Source organism: Solwaraspora sp. WMMB762 (assembly GCF_049179115.1).
Lineage (GTDB): Bacteria > Actinomycetota > Actinomycetes > Mycobacteriales > Micromonosporaceae > Micromonospora_E.
Window position 1 is genome coordinate 4,328,145 of sequence record NZ_JBMHMD010000001.1, and the last position, 17,840, is coordinate 4,345,984.

Sequence of the window (17,840 nt, forward strand, 5' to 3'; positions counted from 1 at the left end):
CCGGCAGATCCTCGCTAGGCACCGGCGGCCCGCGATCGCGACGGTGGAGCTGCCGCGACGTCGGGGAGCGCCCCTGGGAACGGTCAGGACTGCGGGTGCTCCCCGAGCGGAGCGGGGTGGGGTGGGGTGGGGTGGGGTGGATCGTCTGCGCGACCAGCCGACCGTCCTTGACCACAATGGAGTCCACGCCGCGCCGCCGCGCCGGTAGCCGAGCTCCGTCCGGACCAGACGAGCAGGCCAGCTCGATCGAGATCGCAGCAGCGGCCACCTCGACCAATGCGAGCAGTCAGCTCTTGACGGTACCCCGGCTGGACTGCGAAAAGGCACTATAGTCGAGCTCAGTCGCTGGCATCACTCGTGGCAGCCCAAGGGAGATCAGATCAATGACTGGCTCACGCATTCTCTCCGTTGGGCACTACCAGCCCAGCCGGATCCTCACCAACGCCGACCTGTCGAAAATGGTCGACACCAGCGACGAATGGATCCAGTCCCGGGTCGGGATCCAGACCCGGCACATCGCCGAGCCGGACGAGACCGTCGACGAGATGGCGGCGCACGCCGCCCGCAAGGCGCTCGCCCAGAGCGGCCTGTCCCCCGCCGACATCGACTACGTCTCGGTCGCCACCTGCACCGCCATCGACCGGTCGCCGAACATGGCCGCCCGGGTCGCCGCCCGCCTCGGGCTCAGCCACCCGGCGGTCATCGACGTCAACGTCGCCTGCACCGGGTTCACCTACGCGCTGGCCGCGACCGACCACGCAGTACGCGCCGGCGCGGCGCGTAACGCCATCGTCGTCGGGGTGGAGAAGCTGTCCGACTTCGCCGACTGGACCGACCGTACGACGTGTGTGCTGGTCGGCGACGGCGCGGGAGCCGTCGTGCTGACCGCCGCCGACCAGCCCGGGATCGGTCCGGTCGTCTGGGGCTCGGTCCCCGACATGTCCGACGCGGTCCGCATCGAGGGTCGTGCCGGCACCTTCCAGCAGGCCGGCCAGGCGGTCTACCGGTGGGCGACCACAGTGCTACCGACCATCGCCCGGCAGGTCTGCGAACGGGCCGGGGTGGCCCCGGCAGACCTCGCCGCGATCGTGCCGCACCAGGCAAACCTGCGCATCATCAGGTCGCTCGCCGAACGGATCGGCGCGCCGAACGCGATCGTGGCCGAGGACGTCGTTGAGTCCGGCAACACCTCCGCCGGCAGCATTCCGATCGCGTTGTCGAAGCTGGTGATGCGCGGCGACATACCTTCCGGCGCGCCGATCCTGCTGTTCGGCTTCGGCGGCGGCCTGTCCTACGGAGGCCAGGTCGTCCGCTGCCCGTGACCATCGACTGTCGCCGCCGGAACCGGCCACAGTCGACCCGCCGTCGGTCACGGTGCTTCAGCAACCGGGCCAGCTGCCGGCCAACGCCCGGACCGTGGTGTTCTCTTACCTGCGGCCCCGACGACGGGACCGGGCCAGCCGGAGCAGGCCGGCACCGGCCAGTAGCACGACCAGGACCGTGGCCAGGACGGCCGCCCCCGCCTGGTCGAGCGTGGCGGCCAGCCACCGCTGGACCATGCCGGCACCGTCGATCAGCGGATCCCCGCCCGACCCGCCGCGCAGCAGCCGGATCTCGTACCAGCCGTACCAGGCGACGTAGCCGCCGGCGGCCACCAGCAACGCACCGCCGACGCGGGACAGCAGCGGGGCCGCGCGGCGTACCCGCCGCAGCAGCCCGTCGCGGGCCAGCGCGACGGTGACGGCCGCGACCGCGACGGTCAGCCCCATGCCGGCGGCGTACGCCACGAACAGGGCCACTCCGGACGCGACCGAACCGGCGCGGAAGCTGGCCGCCACGATCGCCAGAAATGGAGCGATCGTGCAGGACAGCGACGCGGCGGCGTATGCCATCCCGAACACCACCATGGACAGTAGTGACCGGCTGGTGGCCGGGGCACGGGACGGCATCATGCCGATGCCGGGCAGCTGCCGGCCGGCCAGCAGCACCCCGCCGAGCCCGATGAGCAGCAGCCCGATGCCGATGGTCAGCCACGGCAGGTGGCGCTGCACCGCCCCGGCTGCCGGCGCCACGACCAGGCCGAACACCCCGAAGACGACGACGAACCCGGTGGTCATCGCCGCCGTCGTGGTCAGTGCCCGACCGACGGCGGCCCCCCGACCGGTGGCGGCCGCGTCGTCGCCACTCACCAGGAAGGACAGGTACGCGGGCAGCAGCGCGAACCCGCACGGGTTGACCGCGGCGAGGGTGCCTGCCGCCAGGGCGAGTGCGAGGGGTGCGTCGGTCATCAGATTGGGTGGCGGAGGTCGGCTAGCCGGCGATCAGCCGGTCGAGCATGCCGGGCAGCGCGTCGACGTCGACATGTCCCTTGTCGACGACTTCGCCATCGGCGTCGAGGACGACGAAGGTGCTCTGCGCGGTGATCTCGAAGTGCCGCCACACCGCGCCCTGCTCGTCGGCCAGTTGCGGAAAGCCGGACAACTCGGCCAGCTCGACGAAGTCGTGCATAGCCGGCACCCCGTCGAGCCCGGCCACGCCGACCACGCTGGCGGTGTCGGCGTAGTCGGCGGCCAACGAGTTGACTCGGGCGGCCTGGCCGAGGCAGGTGGGACACCACGGTGCCCAGAACCACAGCACCGCCGGTTTCCCGGCCAGGCTGCGCCCGTCGAAGGTGTCACCGGCCAGGGTGTCTGCGGTGAAGGCATAGCTGGCGCTGACACCGTCGGTGTCTGCACCGGTTTCGGGGTCGGTGTCCCCGGCTGGCGTACTGGCACCGGTCCCGGTCCCGGTCCCGCCGGACGGTGGCGTGCCGTCCCCGTCAGCCGAAGTGGCGCAGCCGGCCAACGCCACCGAGCTGGCGGCGACGAGGCTGATGATCATCGACCGCACCCGCATAATGTCCGCCCCGTCCCGACATCCGACGATGTTCCGGTAACCGTACCTGCCCGCCGGCTCGTTTCTCGCAGATACCCCCTGGGGGTTGCTAGCCTACGGAGATGACCAGCCAGACCACCCGCGGCTACACCGCCTCCAAGGAACAGCTCCAGGCCCGGCTGCGCCGCATCGAGGGACAGGTACGCGGCATCGAGCGGATGGTCGACGACGACCGGTACTGCATCGACGTGCTGACCCAGATCTCCGCCATCCAGGCAGCACTGGACAAGGTCGCCCTCGGCCTGTTGGACGGGCACGCCCGGCACTGTATGCAGGAGGGTTCCGCCGAGGGCCGGGCGGACGAGATGGCCGCCGAGATGATGGCGGCGGTCGGCCGGCTGATGAAGCGAGGTTGACCTCGTCACACCCGCTGCCCGACCCGTGACGATCTACCCCCTAGGGGTATGGTAGGTCCCGCCATCACCGCAGGCGAGGAGGACGGCATGAGCGGCACCAGAGCGGGCCGGGCCACGACGGCGACCCGGATCGAGCTGAGCATCAGTGGGATGACCTGCTCGTCCTGTGCGGCAAGGATCGAGAAGAAGCTCAACCGGATCGACGGGGTGACCGCGACGGTGAACTTCGCCACCGAGAAGGCCAGCGTCACCGTCGAGAGTCCGACCGTGACCGCCGACGAGCTGGTCGACGTCGTACGCCGTACCGGCTACACCGCCCAGCTGCCCGCTCCCCCGCCACCACCACCGGACCCCGACGGCGCAGCGGATTCCGACAGTTCGGCGGAAAACGCCCGGCCGGGCGTCTCCGACGACCTCCGTTCGCTGCGTACCCGGCTCTGGGTCGCACTGGCGCTCAGCGTGCCGGTGGTGGCCCTGGCGATGGTGCCCGCCTGGCAGTTCACCTACTGGCAGTGGGTCAGTCTGGCGCTGACCGTCCCGGTGGTGCTCTACGGCGGCCTGCCGTTCCACCGGGCCGCCTGGACGAATCTGCGGCACGGCGCGGCGACCATGGACACCCTGGTGTCGATGGGAACCCTCGCCGCCCTCGGCTGGTCGCTGTGGGCGCTGTTCTTCGGCACCGCCGGCACCCCCGGCATGACCCACCCGTTCAGCCTGTCCGTCGACCGGGGCATGGCCGCCGCCAACATCTACCTTGAGGTCGCCGCCGGGGTGACCGTTTTCATCCTGCTCGGCCGCTACTTCGAGAGCCGGGCCAAGCGCCGGGCCGGCGCGGCGCTGCGGGCCCTGCTCGAGCTGGGTGCCCGGGACGTCGCCGTGCTGCGCGACGGCGCGGAGAGCCGGATTCCGGTCGACCAGCTCGCGGTGGGTGACCGGTTCGTCGTCCGGCCCGGCGAGAAGATCGCCACCGACGGTGTGGTGACCGAGGGCTCCTCGGCGGTCGACGCCAGCATGGTCACCGGCGAGTCCGTGCCGGTCGAGGTCGCTCCCGGCGACCCGGTGGTCGGCGCCACCGTCAACGCCGGCGGCCGGCTGGTGGTGACGGCCACCCGGGTCGGCACCGAGACCCAGCTCGCCCAGATGGCCCGGCTGGTGGAGCAGGCGCAGGCCGGCAAGGCGGCGGCGCAGCGGCTGGCCGACCGAATCTCCGGCGTCTTCGTGCCGATCGTCATCGCGCTCGCCGTCGGCACCCTCGGCTACTGGCTCGCCACCGGGGGCGGGGCCACCGTGGCGTTCACCGCCGCGGTCGCCGTACTGATCATCGCCTGCCCGTGCGCGCTCGGCCTGGCCACCCCGACGGCGCTGCTGGTCGGCACCGGACGCGGCGCCCAGCTCGGCGTGCTGATCAGAGGCCCGGAGGTGCTGGAGTCCACCCGCCGGGTGGACACCGTGCTGCTGGACAAGACCGGCACGGTCACCACCGGCACCATGACGCTGGTCGACGTGCTGGTCGACGGCGCCGACCCGGATCCCGACGAACTGCTCCGGCTGGCCGGTGCGGTCGAGGCCGGATCGGAGCACCCGATCGGCCGGGCGGTCGCCGGGGCCGCCGCCGAGCGGGTCGGGCCGCTACCGCCGGTGACCGACTTCACCGGCCGGCACGGACTGGGCGTACGCGGCACCGTCGGCGGGCGTACCGTGCTGGTCGGTCGGCCGGCGCTGCTGACCGACGAGGGCCTGACCGTGGACGCGGCGCTGGCCGGCAGAATGACCGCCGCCGAGGCCGCCGGCCGGACCGCGGTCATGGTCGGCTGGGACGGCCGGGCCCGGGGCGTGCTGGCCGTCGCCGACCGGGTCAAGCCGACCAGCCGGCCGGCGATCGACGCGCTGCGTCGGCTCGGACTCACCCCGGTCCTGCTCACCGGGGACAACGCCACCGTCGCCCGGGCGGTCGCCGCCGAGGTCGGGGTCGACGAGGTGATCGCCGGGGTGTTGCCCGCCGAGAAGGTGGACGCGGTCAAGCGGCTGCAGGCCGACGGTCGGGTGGTCGCGATGGTCGGTGACGGGGTGAACGACGCCGCCGCCCTGGCCCAGGCCGATCTCGGCCTGGCGATGGGGACCGGCACCGACGCCGCCATCGAGGCCGCCGATCTCACCCTGGTACGGGGCGACCTGACCGCCGCCGTCGACGCCGTCCGGCTGTCCCGCCGCACCCTGCGGACGATCCAGGGCAACCTGTTCTGGGCGTTCGCCTACAACGTCGCGGCGCTGCCATTGGCGGCGGCAGGCCTGCTCAACCCGATGATCGCGGGTGCGGCGATGGCGATGTCGTCGGCGTTCGTGGTCGCCAACAGTCTGCGGCTGCGCCGGTTCCGGCCGGTTGTGCTCAGCCGCTGACCAGCTCGTAGCCGGCCTCCTCGACGGCGGCGGCCACCGCCTGGTCGCTGACCGGCTGTTCGCTGGTGACGGTGACCCGGCCGGTGGCCAGGTCGACGTCGACTCCGGTGACCCCGGCGATCCCGCCGATCTCGGTGGACACCGACCCGACGCAGTGGCTGCAGGTCATCCCCTGCACGGTGTAGGTGCTGACCGCCATCTGTCTCTCCCTCGCGACTCGTTCCGATCCGACTCGACCGCTGAGCTTACCCCTACCGGGAATGCGTATGTTGGCGGATCCGGCACCACCGTCGGCCGGCGACCGGCCAGCGCCCCATAGCCAAAGACCGATCCAGCGGGTAGAAACAGATCATTCCCCGACGGCACCGGTGGGTGCCGTCGGGCGATGCCGAGAGAGCGCTCTCACGCACCTCTGACCGACCCACCCCACGCCGCGCCCGGAGGCATCCGCCACCGGCGTGACCGGAAGGAATCCGATGATCCGACGACACCCCGGCCGGCTCCGGCGGACCGCCGGCAGCCTCGCACTCGGCCTGGTCGTGACGACCGCGGCCGCCGGCCTGACCACCGCCACGGCCGCCGCCGGCCCACCGCACCGGCCCGACCGGACCGACCTCGGCCCACACGTCACGGTCTTCCACCCGGGCATGCCGGTCGACGAGATCCAGGCCCGGCTGGACGCCGCGTACACCCGGCAGGTCGACAACGAGATGGGCCGGCAGCGGTACGCGTTCCTCTTCCGACCCGGCAGCTACGGCACCGCCGACCAACCACTGCACATCCGGGCCGGGTACTACACCGAGATCTCCGGCCTCGGCGCCAGCCCCACCGACGTGGTGATCAACGGCAAGATCGAGGCGTACAACCGCTGCCTGACCGACGGCGGCACCGGCAACTGCATCGCCCTGGTCAACTTTTGGCGGACGTTGTCCAACCTGTCGCTGCGCATCGACCCGACCGGGCAGGACGAGTGCCGGTCGACGGCGAACTTCTGGGCGGTGTCCCAGGCGGTCTCGATGCGCCGGGTGGACGTCAGCGGCGACGGCCTGTCGTTGATGGACTACTGCACCGCCGGGCCGCAGTACGCCAGCGGCGGCTTCATCGCCGACTCCCGGCTGCCGGACGTCACCAACGGCTCCCAGCAGCAGTGGCTGACCCGCAACAGCGAGATCGGCAGCTGGTCGAACGGCGTGTGGAACCAGGTCTTCGCCGGCGTCGTCGGCGCCCCGGACGACGCGGCGTTCCCCGACCCGCCGTACACCACGCTGGACACGACGCCGTTGCGCCGGGAGAAGCCGTACCTGTTCGTCGACCGGCGCGGGGCGTACCAGGTCCGGGTGCCGGCCGCGCAGCGCGACAGCACCGGCATCTCCTGGGGCGCCGGCCTGACGCCGGGCCGTACGCTGCCGATCCGCGACTTCTTCGTCGCCACCCCCGCCGACCCGGTGCACGTGATAAACAGCCAGCTCGCCCGGGGCCGCCACCTGCTGCTCACCCCCGGCGTCTACGACGTCGCCCGCAGCATCAAGATCCGCCGACCGGACACCGTCGTGCTGGGCATCGGACACGCCACCCTGACCGCCCGCGACGGAGCCGTCCCGCTCGAGGTAGCCGGCGTACCCGGCGTGGTGGTCGCCGGGGTGACGATCGACGCCGGGGAAACCGAGTCGCCGGTCCTGCTGCGGGTCGGCCGCGAACACGGCCGCAACCTGAGTACGCCGCGCAACCCGGTCACCCTGTCGGACGTGTACTTCCGGGTCGGCGGCCCGCACATCGGCCGGACCGACACCGCGCTGCAGATCAACAGCGACCATGTGCTGATCGACCACACCTGGGTGTGGCGGGCCGATCATGGAGTCGAAGGGTTCACCGAGGGCGTCAACGGCGACACCGACCGCTGGCACACCAACACCGGACGGTACGGCGTCGTGGTCAACGGTGACCACGTGACCGCGACCGGACTGTTCGTCGAGCACTTCCAGCGGTACAACACGGTCTGGAACGGCGAACACGGCACCACCGTCCTCTACCAGAACGAGCTGCCGTACGACCCGCCGACCCAGGCCGACTGGATGAACGGCGACACCCCCGGCTGGGCCGGCTACAAGGTCGCCGACCACGTGCGGCACCACCAGCTGTCCGGCGGCGGGGTGTACGTGTTCAACCAGAACGACCCGTCGATCCGCACCCGCAACGGCTTCGAGGTGCCGCACCGTCCGGGCGTACGGCTGCGGCACATCATGACCGTCAACCTCAGCGAGGGCGCCATCGACCACGTGGTCAACGGGATCGGTGAGGCAGCCGACACGACCCGGGTCGGTGCGCCCGTCTACCTGGTCGAGTACCCGGTCCCGTAGCGGATCCCCGGTCCTGCGGCGGGTACCCGGTGCCGCAGCGGGTACCCGCCCGGTCGAACGGTCACACCGAGTCGGACAGGTCACCACGAGGAGGCACGATGTCGGGGAAACGACCAGGCAGCAAGGGGTACGACAACCAGCGCGCCCGGCTGCGCAAGGACCTGGAAAATTCGGGTACGGCGAACGACGCGGGTGCCGACGAGCTCGCCAACGAGATCCTGCAGGAACAGGCCGACCGCCGAGGCGTGCTGCGTACCGAACGGGGTCTCGGCCCAAAAGGGGAACGGTCCTAGGCCGCAGACGGTGACCGGCGAGAGAGCCGATTGGCGTCGCCGGCACCTGTGAGCCGTACGGCTATCGACGCTGCCATTATCTTCTCGTGCGTACCGGGCGGATTTCCTGGTGCTACCGGGGAGGATGACAGCCTTGACACAGGTCGCCGGCGAGCCGGCACCGCGGCGGGGCCGGGCCGGGCAGCTGGGCCGGTCGGCGCTGATCGCGCTCTGCGTCGCCGCCGCGTACGCGCTCGGCTCCGGCTGCGCCTGGCTGCTGTTCCACGCTTCGGCCGTCGGCGCGGTGTTCTTCCCGCCGGCCGGGGTGACCCTCGGGGCGTTGGTGCTGACCCGCCGCCGACACTGGCCGTGGATCCTCGGTGCCGTCGGTCTCACCGAGTTCGGCATCGACCTGTGGCAGGGCCTCGGCCCGCCGAGCGCGCTCGGCTTCGCGCTGACCAACGTCGTCGAACCGCTGGTCGGTGCCGCCGGGCTGCGGTGGCTGCGGCCGGGCCGGGTCGACCTGACCCGGTACCGCGACGCGGCGGCGTTCCTGCTCTACCCGGTGGGCATCGGCCCGTTGGTCGGCGCGGTGATCGGGGCCACGACCAGCGCGGTCAGCACCGGCGGCGCCTGGTGGCCGGCGTTGGGCCGGTTCTGGGCCGGCGACGGGCTCGCGGTGCTCACCCTCGGTGCCGCCCTGGTCGGTCTCGACGCGGTCCGCGGCCGGTTCCGACCGTGGCAGCTGATCCGGGGCGGTACGGCGTTGGCCGGCACCGGAGCGCTCACCGTCATCGGTTTCTGGCCCCGCGAGCTGCCGCTGGCCTACCTGCCGGTGCCGGTGCTGCTCGCGGTCGGCTTCCGGGGCCGGGTGGCCACCATCGGGGCCGCCGGGTTCGTGATGGCGTTCGCCGCGAACCTGCTCAGCGCCGCCGGGCACGGGCCGTGGTCGGTGCTGGCCGGACAGCCCCGGCTGGAGGCGGCATCGCTGCAGGTCTACCTGGCGGTGGTGGTACTCGGTGCCTGGGCGCTGGCGATCGCGGTGGCGGAGCGGGACCGGGCGCAAGCCGAGTCACGTCGTGAGGTGGCCGCCCGCCGGCGGTTGCAGGCGCTGCAGGACGTCACTGCCGGGCTGGCCACCGCCGCCACGTCCGACCAGGTGATCCGGGTGCTGGTCGACCGGGGCGTCGGCCTGGTCGCCGACCACGGCGCGGTGGCGCTCACCGATCAGGCCGGCGGCTCGGTCCGCTGCTGGCTGACGGCGGCCCTCGCCGAGCAGGTCACCGGAGGCTTCGCCACGTTCCCGCTCGACGGGCCGGCCCGGTTGCCGGTCGTCGATGTGATCCGGACCGGCCGGCCGGTCCAACTGCCGACCCTGGCGGCGCTGGACGCGCGCTACCCCGTACTCGCCGACGCCCACGCCCGGACCGGCACCCGCAGTCTGCTGGCGGTGCCGGTCACGGTCGGCGACCGGTGCCTCGGTGCGCTGGCGTTCGCGTTCCGCCGCGACGACGCGATCACCCCGGAGGTGGTTTCGATCGCCCGTACCCTCGCCGAACTCGCGGGTCAGGCCGTCGACCGGGCAGCCATGTACGAGTCCGAGCACGCCGCCGCGCACCAGTTGCAGCGGGCGTTGCTGCCGCAGATCTCGCCGGACCTGCCCGGCGTCACCGCTGCGGTCTGCTACCGGCCGGCGGAGCACGGCCGCGACGTCGGCGGCGACTGGTACGACGTCTTCGAACTGCCCGGCAACCGGGTGGGTATCGCCGTCGGGGACGTCGTCGGCCACGGGTTGTCGTCGGCGATCACCATGGGCCGGCTGCAGCAGTCGCTGCGCTCGGTGGCGCAGACCGGTGCCGCGCCGGTCGAGGTGCTGGAGGCGCTGGACACCGCCTGCCAGACGATCGACGGGGCCGACTTCGCGACCGTCGGGTACGCCGAGTACAGCCCCACCGACCGGGTGCTCACCTACGCCTGCGCGGGTCATCTGCCGCCGCTGCTGGTGGCCGGCGGGACCAGCCGCTACCTGACCGACGCCCGGTCGCTGCCGCTGCGGCTGACCGCGCAGCCCCGGACCCAGGCCCAGATCGCGGTCCCCGACTCGGCGATGCTGGTCTGGTACTCCGACGGCCTGGTCGAGCGGCGCGGCCAGGTGATCGACGCCGGGTTGGACCGGCTGGGCCGGGCCGCTGCCGGGTTGTCCGGCACCGAGCCGCAGGTCTGGTGCGACCGGCTACTGGACGCGATGACCGACGGCCAGGTGATCACCGACGACACTGTGGTGGCCTGCGTGCATCTGGACGGGCTGCCCACCGGCACGGACGGATCCCCGGTGCTGCGGCTGACCCTGACCTCCCCCGCCGACCTGTCCGCCGCACGCCGGGCGCTGCGGGACTGGTCCGCCGGCAACGACCTCACCCCGGATCAGGCTGACGCACTGCTGGCCACCTGCAACGAAGCCCTGATCAACTCGTTGGAGCACGCCTACCACGGGCGTCCGGGCGGCCCGGTCGCGCTGCAGGTGATGCTGCTTGACCGGCAGCAGGTCCGGATCGAGGTCACCGACCGGGGACACTGGCGGGGACACTCGCACGACGGGTCCGACCGGGGGCGCGGGCTCGATCTGATCAACCGGATGGCCCGCCGGCTGGTGCTCGACCTCTCCGGTGCCGGCACCCGGGTGACGATCACCCTGCCCGGCCGGTAGCCGGTGCCGTCCCGGTGGTCGACCACCGGGGCGGGTGGTCGACCAACCGGGACGGTGGTCAGCCCCGGATCGCCTGGCGGATCCAGTCGGTGATGTTGTCGACCCGCGACGTCGTTTCGACGTCGGAGTGCGGGCAGTCTGGGCCGAAGCTCTCCACCGACACCAGCGCCGGGCCGTGGCGACCCCGCTCGACGAAGTACGGGGCACCGGAGTCGTACGGGCAGGCGCTGGTGTCCGGGTGCGGGTACCGGCCGGTCACGCCGACGGTCGAGTCGGCGACCTCGGTGACGGCGAACAGCCCGGTGCGCAGCACGGTCGACGGCACCGGGTCGACCGAGTTGTCGGCACCGTATCCGGTGAGCCGGACGATGGCGCCGACCCGCGGCGGCCGGTGGGCCAGGGCGATCGGCTTGATGCCGCGTACCGGCTGGTCCAGCTTTGCCAGCGCCAGGTCGTTGGTGGGCGACTGGCGTACCGCGATCACCGTGGCGACCTGGCCGCCGTCGCCGGTGAGGTCCGCCCGGCCGACCGTCGCGGTGGTCAGGTCGGCGACCGGACGGTCGACCCGTACGCCGTCGAAGGTCCGGAAGCAGTGCCCGGCGGTGACCACCCACTGCGGATGGATCAGGGCTCCGGAGCAGGCGCTGTTACGGCGGCCGCCGTCGGCCGTCGGGATTCCGGTCATCGTCAACTTCACCGAGAACCGGTACTTGCCGTCGGGGACGATCGTGCCGTTGGCGACGGCACCGGCCGGCCCGGCGGTGACGAGGCCGAGGCCGGCCGTCACGGCCAGCGCGAGCGCCGCCGTGGCCAGGCGGGAGGCGAGGGTACGGGACACAGTGGTTCCTTGTCGGATGGCCGCACCGGACGACCGGGTCGCAGGCTGGGCGGTACCGGAGCCGGCGGGCAGCGGACGTTGGACGTCTCGACGCTAGGTCGGCCCCTGACCATCGGACATGGACATTTCCCTACATCTGTCCGGCACGCCGCGGCGGCGATACCGATTCACTGTCCGGTCGTGACGGAATGGTCTCGTCAGGTGCACGCGCGGTAGACGTAGTCGGCCCGGTTGCGGTGCGGTGAGACGTCGGGCATGGTCCGGCGGGCCGTGTCGACCACGAAGAGTTTGGTGTCGGTCGGGCCAGTCTCGTCGAGGAAGGTGGTGCTGCCGTAGTTGAGGTTGTAGTGCACGGACTCGGTCCGGTTGCGCCACCCCCAGCGGCCGAGGTCCTGCCATCCGCAGTCGCTGAGCCGGCCCCGAGGATAGGTGTAGTTCGTGCCGTCGTAGAAGCAGAACCAGCCGCCGGGGCAGTCCGGTCCGGCGAGCGGCCCCGCTTCGGCGGGGCGAACCACGCTGACGATGAACACCCCGCCGGAGTAGGCGATGTCGGTCTGGTTGATCTGGGTGCCGCCGGGGTGGGCCGCCAGGTAGGTGTCCACCCGTGACTGGACATTGGTGGGGCCGGCGGCGGCGACGCCGGGCTGCAGTCCGGTGGCCAGCACGGCGACGGCCAGTACGGCGGGCGCCAACCGCCGGCTCAGGTGAGGGGTCCGGCGACTTATCCGGGTGCGTGGCGTCATGGCGGGCTCCAGTCGGTCCGGGTGGCGGTCCAGAAGTGGGTTGGGCGTACCGGCAATATCGCCGTCACCCTCAGTGCTCAGTCAGGAACGTTGCGACACGACACCGCCGACGATAGCCAATCGACCAACGAGATCGCCATATCCGCGTCGGTAAATAAATGAATTGCAGTCACATTTCTCCGACCTGGGGTGAGCTGCAACTTTCAGCCAGCAACCACCACCACGCAAAGCGCGACGTTCTCATGTTCCACATCCTGGAACAATTGACCATGATCAACAAAGATCATCGGGCACGATCTGGCACGCTGACGCCTCTTATAAGACGGATGCCGGACCCGGCAGCTCCGATTGCGACGACGTCACCGGAACGAGCACCGAGGAGCATTGTGGATGCAGAGGATGCGGCAGAGCTCGATGCGTGGCTCGGGGAACAGGTGAGTCAGCATCATGCGCTGCTGTGGACGGTATTGTTTCAGCGCCTCGAGGACACCGGAGTCGCCGAAGCACTTCTGCAGGAGACATTCGTCAGGGCCTGGCTGCACCGTCGGGACGGTCACCAGATCCGGCATCCGCAGGCGTGGCTCTACCGGGTGGCCCGACGGCTGGCCGAGGAACGTCTGGACAAGGACCCTCGCGGCCAGCAGGCCCGGCCTACCACCGCACTGACCCTGGTGGTCAGCAACGACGGCGAACCCGGCGCCAGCGTCCTTCGCCAAAACGTGGCCCGGCTCGGTCGACGGCTCAGCGTCAAGGACCGGGAGTGCCTGCTGCTGACCAGCTACGGCGTCAGCACGGCCGACATCGCCGCAATGTTGCGGACGAGCCCGGCAGCGGTACGGCGATCGCTGCACCGGACCCGCCGCGCGTTGCACAAGCTACGGGACGAGGTGCAGGGCCGGCGTACCCGGCGTACCTGGCGCATCCCGGCCAGACGTGGGAAGGACTGACCATGGCCCAGGAGCCGGCCGAGGACGAGTTCCGCCGCGACGAGCTGGTGCAGCTGGCCGTCCGGGCGCTGCTGCCCAGACAGGGACGGATCCCGCCGCCACCCGAGATCGACGTCACGAACCTGATAGCCCTTGCGCATCAGCGCCGGTCGGCGCAGGAATCGACCCGCTGGCGGTGGCGGCTGTGGCGGCCGCAGCTGTGGCGGGTCGTGGTCCCCGCCGTCGTTCTGGTGGTGCTGCTGATCGTCGGGATCGAGGCCGTCCGCCCGTACGGCTTGCCTGGGCTGGCCGGACCGGACCCGGCCGGGTCGGACACCACCGACCCGGTCGTCGCCGACCCGGAACAGCCGCTGCCGCTGACCGCCGGCCCGGGCACCGCCCCGGCCCGCCACCAGCTGGCGGCGATCGCCCGGCACGTCCACTCACTCGACCAACCAGCGCTGGATCAACCAGCACTCGACCAACCAGCGCTGGATCAACCGGTGCCGGACCAGCCGGCCACCGCCGGCCGCTACACCTACGTCCACCTGCGGGCCTGGTGGCGCGACGATCCCGCCACCGGGCAGGACGGCGGAGCGTACGACCGGCGACTGTGGTGGGCCGCCGACCGGTCCGGGCAGGAGACCCGGGTCGACCCGGCGGAACCGGACCGGCCCGCCGAGGTGGTCGAGTACCCGCCCGGCGCGCTCGGTGTCGCCGTACCCGATCCCGCTGCCGACCGGACGGTGCTGGCCGGCCAGCTCGCCGAGGAGCAGCCGATGCACGAAGGCCCGCAGGCCGCGCTCCGGGCGGTGGTCGGCCTCTACCGGTTCCACGACCTGTCCCCGGCCCAGCGGGCCGCCGCCCTGGCTGTCCTCGCCGACGCCGAGCTGGTCACCCACGGTCCGGTGCTGGACCGCGCCGGCCGGTCCGGGGTCGCGGTCAGCGCGACCGGCGAGATGGACGGCCGACCGGTGCGGGACACCGCCGTGATCGACACCGCCACCGGCCGGCTGCTCAGCTACGAGCGGGTGGCCCTACCCGCCGACGACCGCGCGGCGGCCGGCACGGTCACCCACTACCTGGTATTCCTGCGCTCCGGCCGGGTCGGTCGACTCGGCGCCGAACCGGCCGACTGAACCGCCACCCGGTACCCGCCCCGGACGGCCGGCATGAACCTGCGGCGGGCGGGTACCCGGTGACGATGCCCGACATCGCCAGCTACGGGCTCCTCAGTGACTGCCAGGGAGCGGCGTTGCTGTCCGCGGACGGCTCCGTCGACTGGTGGTGCCCGGCCCGGTTCGACGCGCCGAGCGTCTTCGCCCGGCTGCTCGACCCCGACGCCGGACACTGGTCCATCACCCCGGTCGACGGGCACCGCACCGCCCGCCGCTACCTGGCGGACACCATGGTGCTGCAGACCGACTTCCGGACCGCCAACGGCGAGCTGCGGCTCACCGACGCGCTGGCCCTCGGCCCCGGCGAACGCGGCCACCACATCGGCGGTGCCTCGCCGCACGTGCTGCTGCGCCGGGTCGACGTCCTCTCCGGCACGGTAGAGGTCGATGTCGACCTGGTGGTACGGCCCGAGTACGGCCGGGTCGTCCCGGTGGTGACCGGCGACGACGGGCGGATCGAGCTGGTCGGCGGCAGTGACCGGCTGATCCTGACCGGCGACCCGCTGCCGGCCGAGTTGTCCATTGGGGTGGACCGGATCGGCGGCCGGCTCACCCGCACCGCCGGGCAGACCGTACGGTTCGCGCTGCGGCACCTGCGCGCCGACGACACCGCACCACCGGCCGACGACCGGCGGTGCGGCGTTGACGACACGGTCGCCGGCTGGCGGTCCTGGGCCGACGAGCACCACAGCTACCAGGGGCTCTACCAGGAGCAGGTACGGCGCAGCGCGCTGGTGCTGCAGGCGCTGACCTATCAGCCGACCGGTGCGGTGGTGGCCGCGCCGACCACCTCGCTGCCCGAGGAGGTCGGCGGCGGCGCGAACTGGGACTACCGGTACGCCTGGCTGCGCGACGGGGCGTTCACCATGCAGGCGCTGTGGGTGGCCGCCTGCCCCGACGAGGCGCACCGGTTCTTCGACTGGATCGCCGACTCGGTCGGCGAGCTACCGTCCGACCAGCCAGTACCGATCATGTTCGGGGTCGGCGGCGAGCGGGACCTGACCGAGCACGATCTGGAGCACCTACGTGGCTACCGGGCCTCGACGCCGGTCCGGGTCGGCAACGACGCCTGGCGGCAGCGGCAGCTCGACGTACTCGGCGAGGTGATGCACGGCGCATGGATCCTGCGCGACCGGCTCGGCGATCTGGCGGCGGGCACCGTACACCTGCTCCGTGGCCTTGCCGAACGGGCCTGCCGCACCTGGTCCCAGCCGGATTCCGGGATCTGGGAGGGTCGGGAGGGCGAACGCCACTACCTCACCTCGAAGCTGATGTGCTGGGTGGCGCTGGACCGGGCCATCGGGCTGGCGCCCGCGCTGCACGCCGAGCGTGACGTCGACCGTTGGCACCGGACCCGGGAACAGATCCGCGCGGCGATCCTCGACCAGGGGTGGAGCGACCGGCGCCAGGCGTTCACCGGTGCGTTCGGCTCCGACCATCTCGACGCCGGCGTCCTGATCATGCCGATCATGGGTTTCCTGCCCGGCACCGACCACAGGGTGGTCGCCACGATCGACGCCATCGAGGCGGACCTGACCCACCACGGCCTGGTCCAGCGATGGACCGGCGGCGAGGACGAAGGAGCCTTCCTGATCTGCTCCTACTGGCTGGCCGAGGCCCTCGCGCTGGCCGGCCGGCACGACCGGGCCCGCCAGGTCTTCGAGGTGGCCACCGCGTGTGCGAACGATCTCGGTCTGCTCGCCGAGGAGGTGGACCGCCGCGACGGCGGCCTGATCGGCAACTTCCCGCAGGGGCTGTCGCACATCGGCCTGATCAACGCGGCGTGGACGCTGTCCCAGACCGGGGAGGCGTCGCGACCACCGGGCCCACCCGGCGGGTGACCGGGCGGTCGTCGTCCGTCGGCGGCAACGCGGCCACCGCCCTCAGGTCCAGGCCGGCGAGGCTCTCCCGGTACCGCTGGTCGTCGCGGATCCGCCGCACCGCGGCGGCGATCCGGTCGGCGCAGCCGATGTCCAGCAGCCGGTACGCGGCGTCCCGCCCGGTGCGGGCACCCGCGTCGAGGTTGATCCCGATGCCGAGCCGGGCCGCCTGCCGGGCGACCAGCGGCTGATCGCCGAAGAACGGCACGACGACCATCGGCACCCCGGCGAGGATCGCCTCGTGGAAGCTGTTGCTGCCGCCGTGGGTGACGAACACGTCGGCCCGGCTGAGCACCCGCTGCTGGTCGACGGCGTGCCGGATCACCCAGTTCGCCGGGTACCGGTCCAGGATCCGGCGGCCCCGGGTCGGGAAGACCACCGTCAGGTCGGCCGAGGACCAGTGCCGGGCCAGGCCGGCGACGCACCGGCGCAGCGCGCCGACCAGCTCCGGCTCGGCGTACCAGAGGTTGTCCAGCACCTCGGTGCCGAAGGACAGGTAGACGACCGACCGGGCCGGGCCGGTGCCCCGGCGCTGCCGGTCTGCGCCCCGGCCGTCCTGGCTGGCCGGCCGGTTCCGGGACGGCCAGCCGTCGGAGAGGTACCCGGCGAAGCGGTAGCCGACCGCCGCGCGGTTGTCGCGGAAGTCGGGCGGCGTGACCGCACGGTACGACCAGAGGATGTTCTGCTCGGCCGGCAGGTGCAGACAGTTCGAGACGAGTTCCACCGTGGCCGGGTCGAGCCTGACGCCGTACCGCCGGTCCAGAGCGTCCAGTGCCGCCGTGTTCGCCGACGCCGTCAGGCAGTGCCGCAGATATCCGGCGTCCGTCATCGGTCCGACCAGTCCCGGCACCGAGCACCACGCCGGCACGCCCAGCCAGCGGGCGACCAGTGCGCCCTCGATCGCGCAGAAGTCGTACAGCACCAGGTCGGGGCGGTAGGCGCGGGCCACCGCCAGGCATTCGCCGAACAACCGGTACGCCCGGTCGAACACCCGGTCCGCCGGGGTGTTGCGGAACTCGCGGCAACCTAGCAACGCGACGGTCGACCCGGCCAGGTCACCCAACCGGGGCACGGTGGTCTGCCGGTCGACGAGCACCAGACGGAAGCTGTCCTCGGCCCGGTGCCGGCGGATCAGCCGTTTCAGGATGTTGAGGTGTCCCTCGTTGGGGATGCTGAATACGAGCACCCGTCGTCGCGGCATCCCGCACCTTTCCCGCCGGCCGACCCGACAAACCACCCGGATACCGGCAGA

At 72.1% G+C, this 17,840-nt stretch carries 15 protein-coding genes; 9 read left to right on the forward strand and 6 right to left on the reverse strand.

Annotation, left to right across the window (positions count from 1 at the left end; all coding sequences use genetic code 11):
• Window positions 1-383: 383 nt before the first annotated feature.
• Entirely contained in the window at window positions 384-1,322 is a 939-nt protein-coding gene (locus ACN27J_RS19255) for a beta-ketoacyl-ACP synthase III (protein ID WP_421368173.1), read from the forward strand.
• A 105-nt stretch (window positions 1,323-1,427) separates the two neighbouring features.
• Here ACN27J_RS19255 and ACN27J_RS19260 read toward each other — a convergent pair whose 3' ends face one another.
• Together ACN27J_RS19260 and ACN27J_RS19265 are read right to left on the reverse strand one after the other, a co-directional pair.
• Window positions 1,428-2,288, reverse strand: coding sequence for a cytochrome c biogenesis protein CcdA (locus tag ACN27J_RS19260; protein ID WP_278172302.1), 861 nt, complete (start codon window positions 2,286-2,288; stop codon window positions 1,428-1,430).
• 22 nt (window positions 2,289-2,310) lie between these two features.
• Window positions 2,311-2,880, reverse strand: coding sequence for a redoxin domain-containing protein (locus tag ACN27J_RS19265; RefSeq protein ID WP_421368178.1), 570 nt, complete (start codon window positions 2,878-2,880; stop codon window positions 2,311-2,313).
• A 116-nt stretch (window positions 2,881-2,996) separates the two neighbouring features.
• Between ACN27J_RS19265 and ACN27J_RS19270 the strand changes: the two genes are divergently transcribed.
• Together ACN27J_RS19270 and ACN27J_RS19275 are read left to right on the forward strand one after the other, a co-directional pair.
• Window positions 2,997-3,290, forward strand: coding sequence for a metal-sensitive transcriptional regulator (locus ACN27J_RS19270; RefSeq protein WP_421368181.1), 294 nt, complete (start codon window positions 2,997-2,999; stop codon window positions 3,288-3,290).
• An 87-nt stretch (window positions 3,291-3,377) separates the two neighbouring features.
• Window positions 3,378-5,687, forward strand: coding sequence for a heavy metal translocating P-type ATPase (locus ACN27J_RS19275; protein ID WP_421368184.1), 2,310 nt, complete (start codon window positions 3,378-3,380; stop codon window positions 5,685-5,687).
• Here the strand turns inward: ACN27J_RS19275 and ACN27J_RS19280 are convergent.
• Window positions 5,677-5,886 carry a heavy-metal-associated domain-containing protein gene (locus ACN27J_RS19280; RefSeq protein WP_421368187.1) on the reverse strand — a complete coding sequence of 70 codons (210 nt, stop codon included), beginning with the start codon at window positions 5,884-5,886 and terminating at the stop codon, window positions 5,677-5,679. The genes ACN27J_RS19275 and ACN27J_RS19280 overlap by 11 nt on opposite strands.
• 277 nt (window positions 5,887-6,163) lie before the next feature.
• Here ACN27J_RS19280 and ACN27J_RS19285 point away from each other — a divergent pair, with 277 nt between their 5' ends.
• The 3 genes from ACN27J_RS19285 (at window position 6,164) to ACN27J_RS19295 (ending at window position 11,023) form a co-directional block, all read left to right on the forward strand.
• Window positions 6,164-8,044, forward strand: coding sequence for an adenylyl cyclase (locus ACN27J_RS19285; RefSeq protein WP_421368190.1), 1,881 nt, complete (start codon window positions 6,164-6,166; stop codon window positions 8,042-8,044).
• A gap of 98 nt (window positions 8,045-8,142) precedes the next feature.
• Complete coding sequence (locus tag ACN27J_RS19290) at window positions 8,143-8,337, forward strand: phosphatidylethanolamine-binding protein (RefSeq protein WP_278172307.1); 195 nt, start codon at window positions 8,143-8,145, stop codon at window positions 8,335-8,337.
• 133 nt (window positions 8,338-8,470) lie between these two features.
• Window positions 8,471-11,023 carry a SpoIIE family protein phosphatase gene (locus ACN27J_RS19295; RefSeq protein ID WP_421368192.1) on the forward strand — a complete coding sequence of 851 codons (2,553 nt, stop codon included), beginning with the start codon at window positions 8,471-8,473 and terminating at the stop codon, window positions 11,021-11,023.
• Between the two features lie 58 nt (window positions 11,024-11,081).
• On the opposite strand, the gene ACN27J_RS19300 is transcribed toward ACN27J_RS19295, so the two are convergent.
• Both ACN27J_RS19300 and ACN27J_RS19305 read right to left on the reverse strand, forming a co-directional pair.
• Window positions 11,082-11,861, reverse strand: coding sequence for a S1 family peptidase (locus tag ACN27J_RS19300; RefSeq protein WP_421368195.1), 780 nt, complete (start codon window positions 11,859-11,861; stop codon window positions 11,082-11,084).
• Window positions 11,862-12,058: 197 nt separating this feature from the next.
• A complete protein-coding gene (locus tag ACN27J_RS19305) occupies window positions 12,059-12,604 on the reverse strand; it encodes a peptidase inhibitor family I36 protein (RefSeq protein ID WP_421368197.1) in 546 nt (181 codons plus the stop codon).
• 434 nt (window positions 12,605-13,038) lie between these two features.
• Here ACN27J_RS19305 and ACN27J_RS19310 point away from each other — a divergent pair, with 434 nt between their 5' ends.
• The 3 genes from ACN27J_RS19310 to ACN27J_RS19320 all read left to right on the forward strand — a co-directional run bounded on the left by ACN27J_RS19310 (window position 13,039) and on the right by ACN27J_RS19320 (window position 16,549).
• Window positions 13,039-13,551, forward strand: a complete 513-nt coding sequence (locus ACN27J_RS19310) for an RNA polymerase sigma factor (RefSeq protein WP_421368200.1) — start codon at window positions 13,039-13,041, stop codon at window positions 13,549-13,551.
• A 2-nt stretch (window positions 13,552-13,553) separates the two neighbouring features.
• On the forward strand, window positions 13,554-14,669 hold the full coding sequence (locus ACN27J_RS19315; protein WP_421368201.1) for a hypothetical protein: 1,116 nt from the start codon (window positions 13,554-13,556) through the stop codon (window positions 14,667-14,669).
• 65 nt (window positions 14,670-14,734) lie between these two features.
• Entirely contained in the window at window positions 14,735-16,549 is a 1,815-nt protein-coding gene (locus ACN27J_RS19320) for a glycoside hydrolase family 15 protein (RefSeq protein ID WP_421372339.1), read from the forward strand.
• Here the strand turns inward: ACN27J_RS19320 and ACN27J_RS19325 are convergent.
• On the reverse strand, window positions 16,482-17,789 hold the full coding sequence (locus ACN27J_RS19325) for a glycosyltransferase (protein WP_421368204.1): 1,308 nt from the start codon (window positions 17,787-17,789) through the stop codon (window positions 16,482-16,484). The genes ACN27J_RS19320 and ACN27J_RS19325 overlap by 68 nt on opposite strands.
• Window positions 17,790-17,840 lie beyond the last annotated feature (51 nt).

Excerpts from the sequence above, each read along its gene's own strand:
- ACN27J_RS19255 (WP_421368173.1), top strand. The coding sequence starts at position 384 with ATGACTGGCTCACGCATTCTCTCCGTTGGGCACTACCAGCCCAGCCGG.
- ACN27J_RS19260 (WP_278172302.1), bottom strand. The coding sequence starts at position 2,288 with ATGACCGACGCACCCCTCGCACTCGCCCTGGCGGCAGGCACCCTCGCC.
- ACN27J_RS19265 (WP_421368178.1), bottom strand. The coding sequence starts at position 2,880 with ATGATCATCAGCCTCGTCGCCGCCAGCTCGGTGGCGTTGGCCGGCTGC.
- ACN27J_RS19270 (WP_421368181.1), top strand. The coding sequence starts at position 2,997 with ATGACCAGCCAGACCACCCGCGGCTACACCGCCTCCAAGGAACAGCTC.
- ACN27J_RS19275 (WP_421368184.1), top strand. The coding sequence starts at position 3,378 with ATGAGCGGCACCAGAGCGGGCCGGGCCACGACGGCGACCCGGATCGAG.
- ACN27J_RS19280 (WP_421368187.1), bottom strand. The coding sequence starts at position 5,886 with ATGGCGGTCAGCACCTACACCGTGCAGGGGATGACCTGCAGCCACTGC.
- ACN27J_RS19285 (WP_421368190.1), top strand. The coding sequence starts at position 6,164 with ATGATCCGACGACACCCCGGCCGGCTCCGGCGGACCGCCGGCAGCCTC.
- ACN27J_RS19290 (WP_278172307.1), top strand. The coding sequence starts at position 8,143 with ATGTCGGGGAAACGACCAGGCAGCAAGGGGTACGACAACCAGCGCGCC.
- ACN27J_RS19305 (WP_421368197.1), bottom strand. The coding sequence starts at position 12,604 with ATGACGCCACGCACCCGGATAAGTCGCCGGACCCCTCACCTGAGCCGG.
- ACN27J_RS19315 (WP_421368201.1), top strand. The coding sequence starts at position 13,554 with ATGGCCCAGGAGCCGGCCGAGGACGAGTTCCGCCGCGACGAGCTGGTG.
- ACN27J_RS19320 (WP_421372339.1), top strand. The coding sequence starts at position 14,735 with ATGCCCGACATCGCCAGCTACGGGCTCCTCAGTGACTGCCAGGGAGCG.
- ACN27J_RS19325 (WP_421368204.1), bottom strand. The coding sequence starts at position 17,789 with ATGCCGCGACGACGGGTGCTCGTATTCAGCATCCCCAACGAGGGACAC.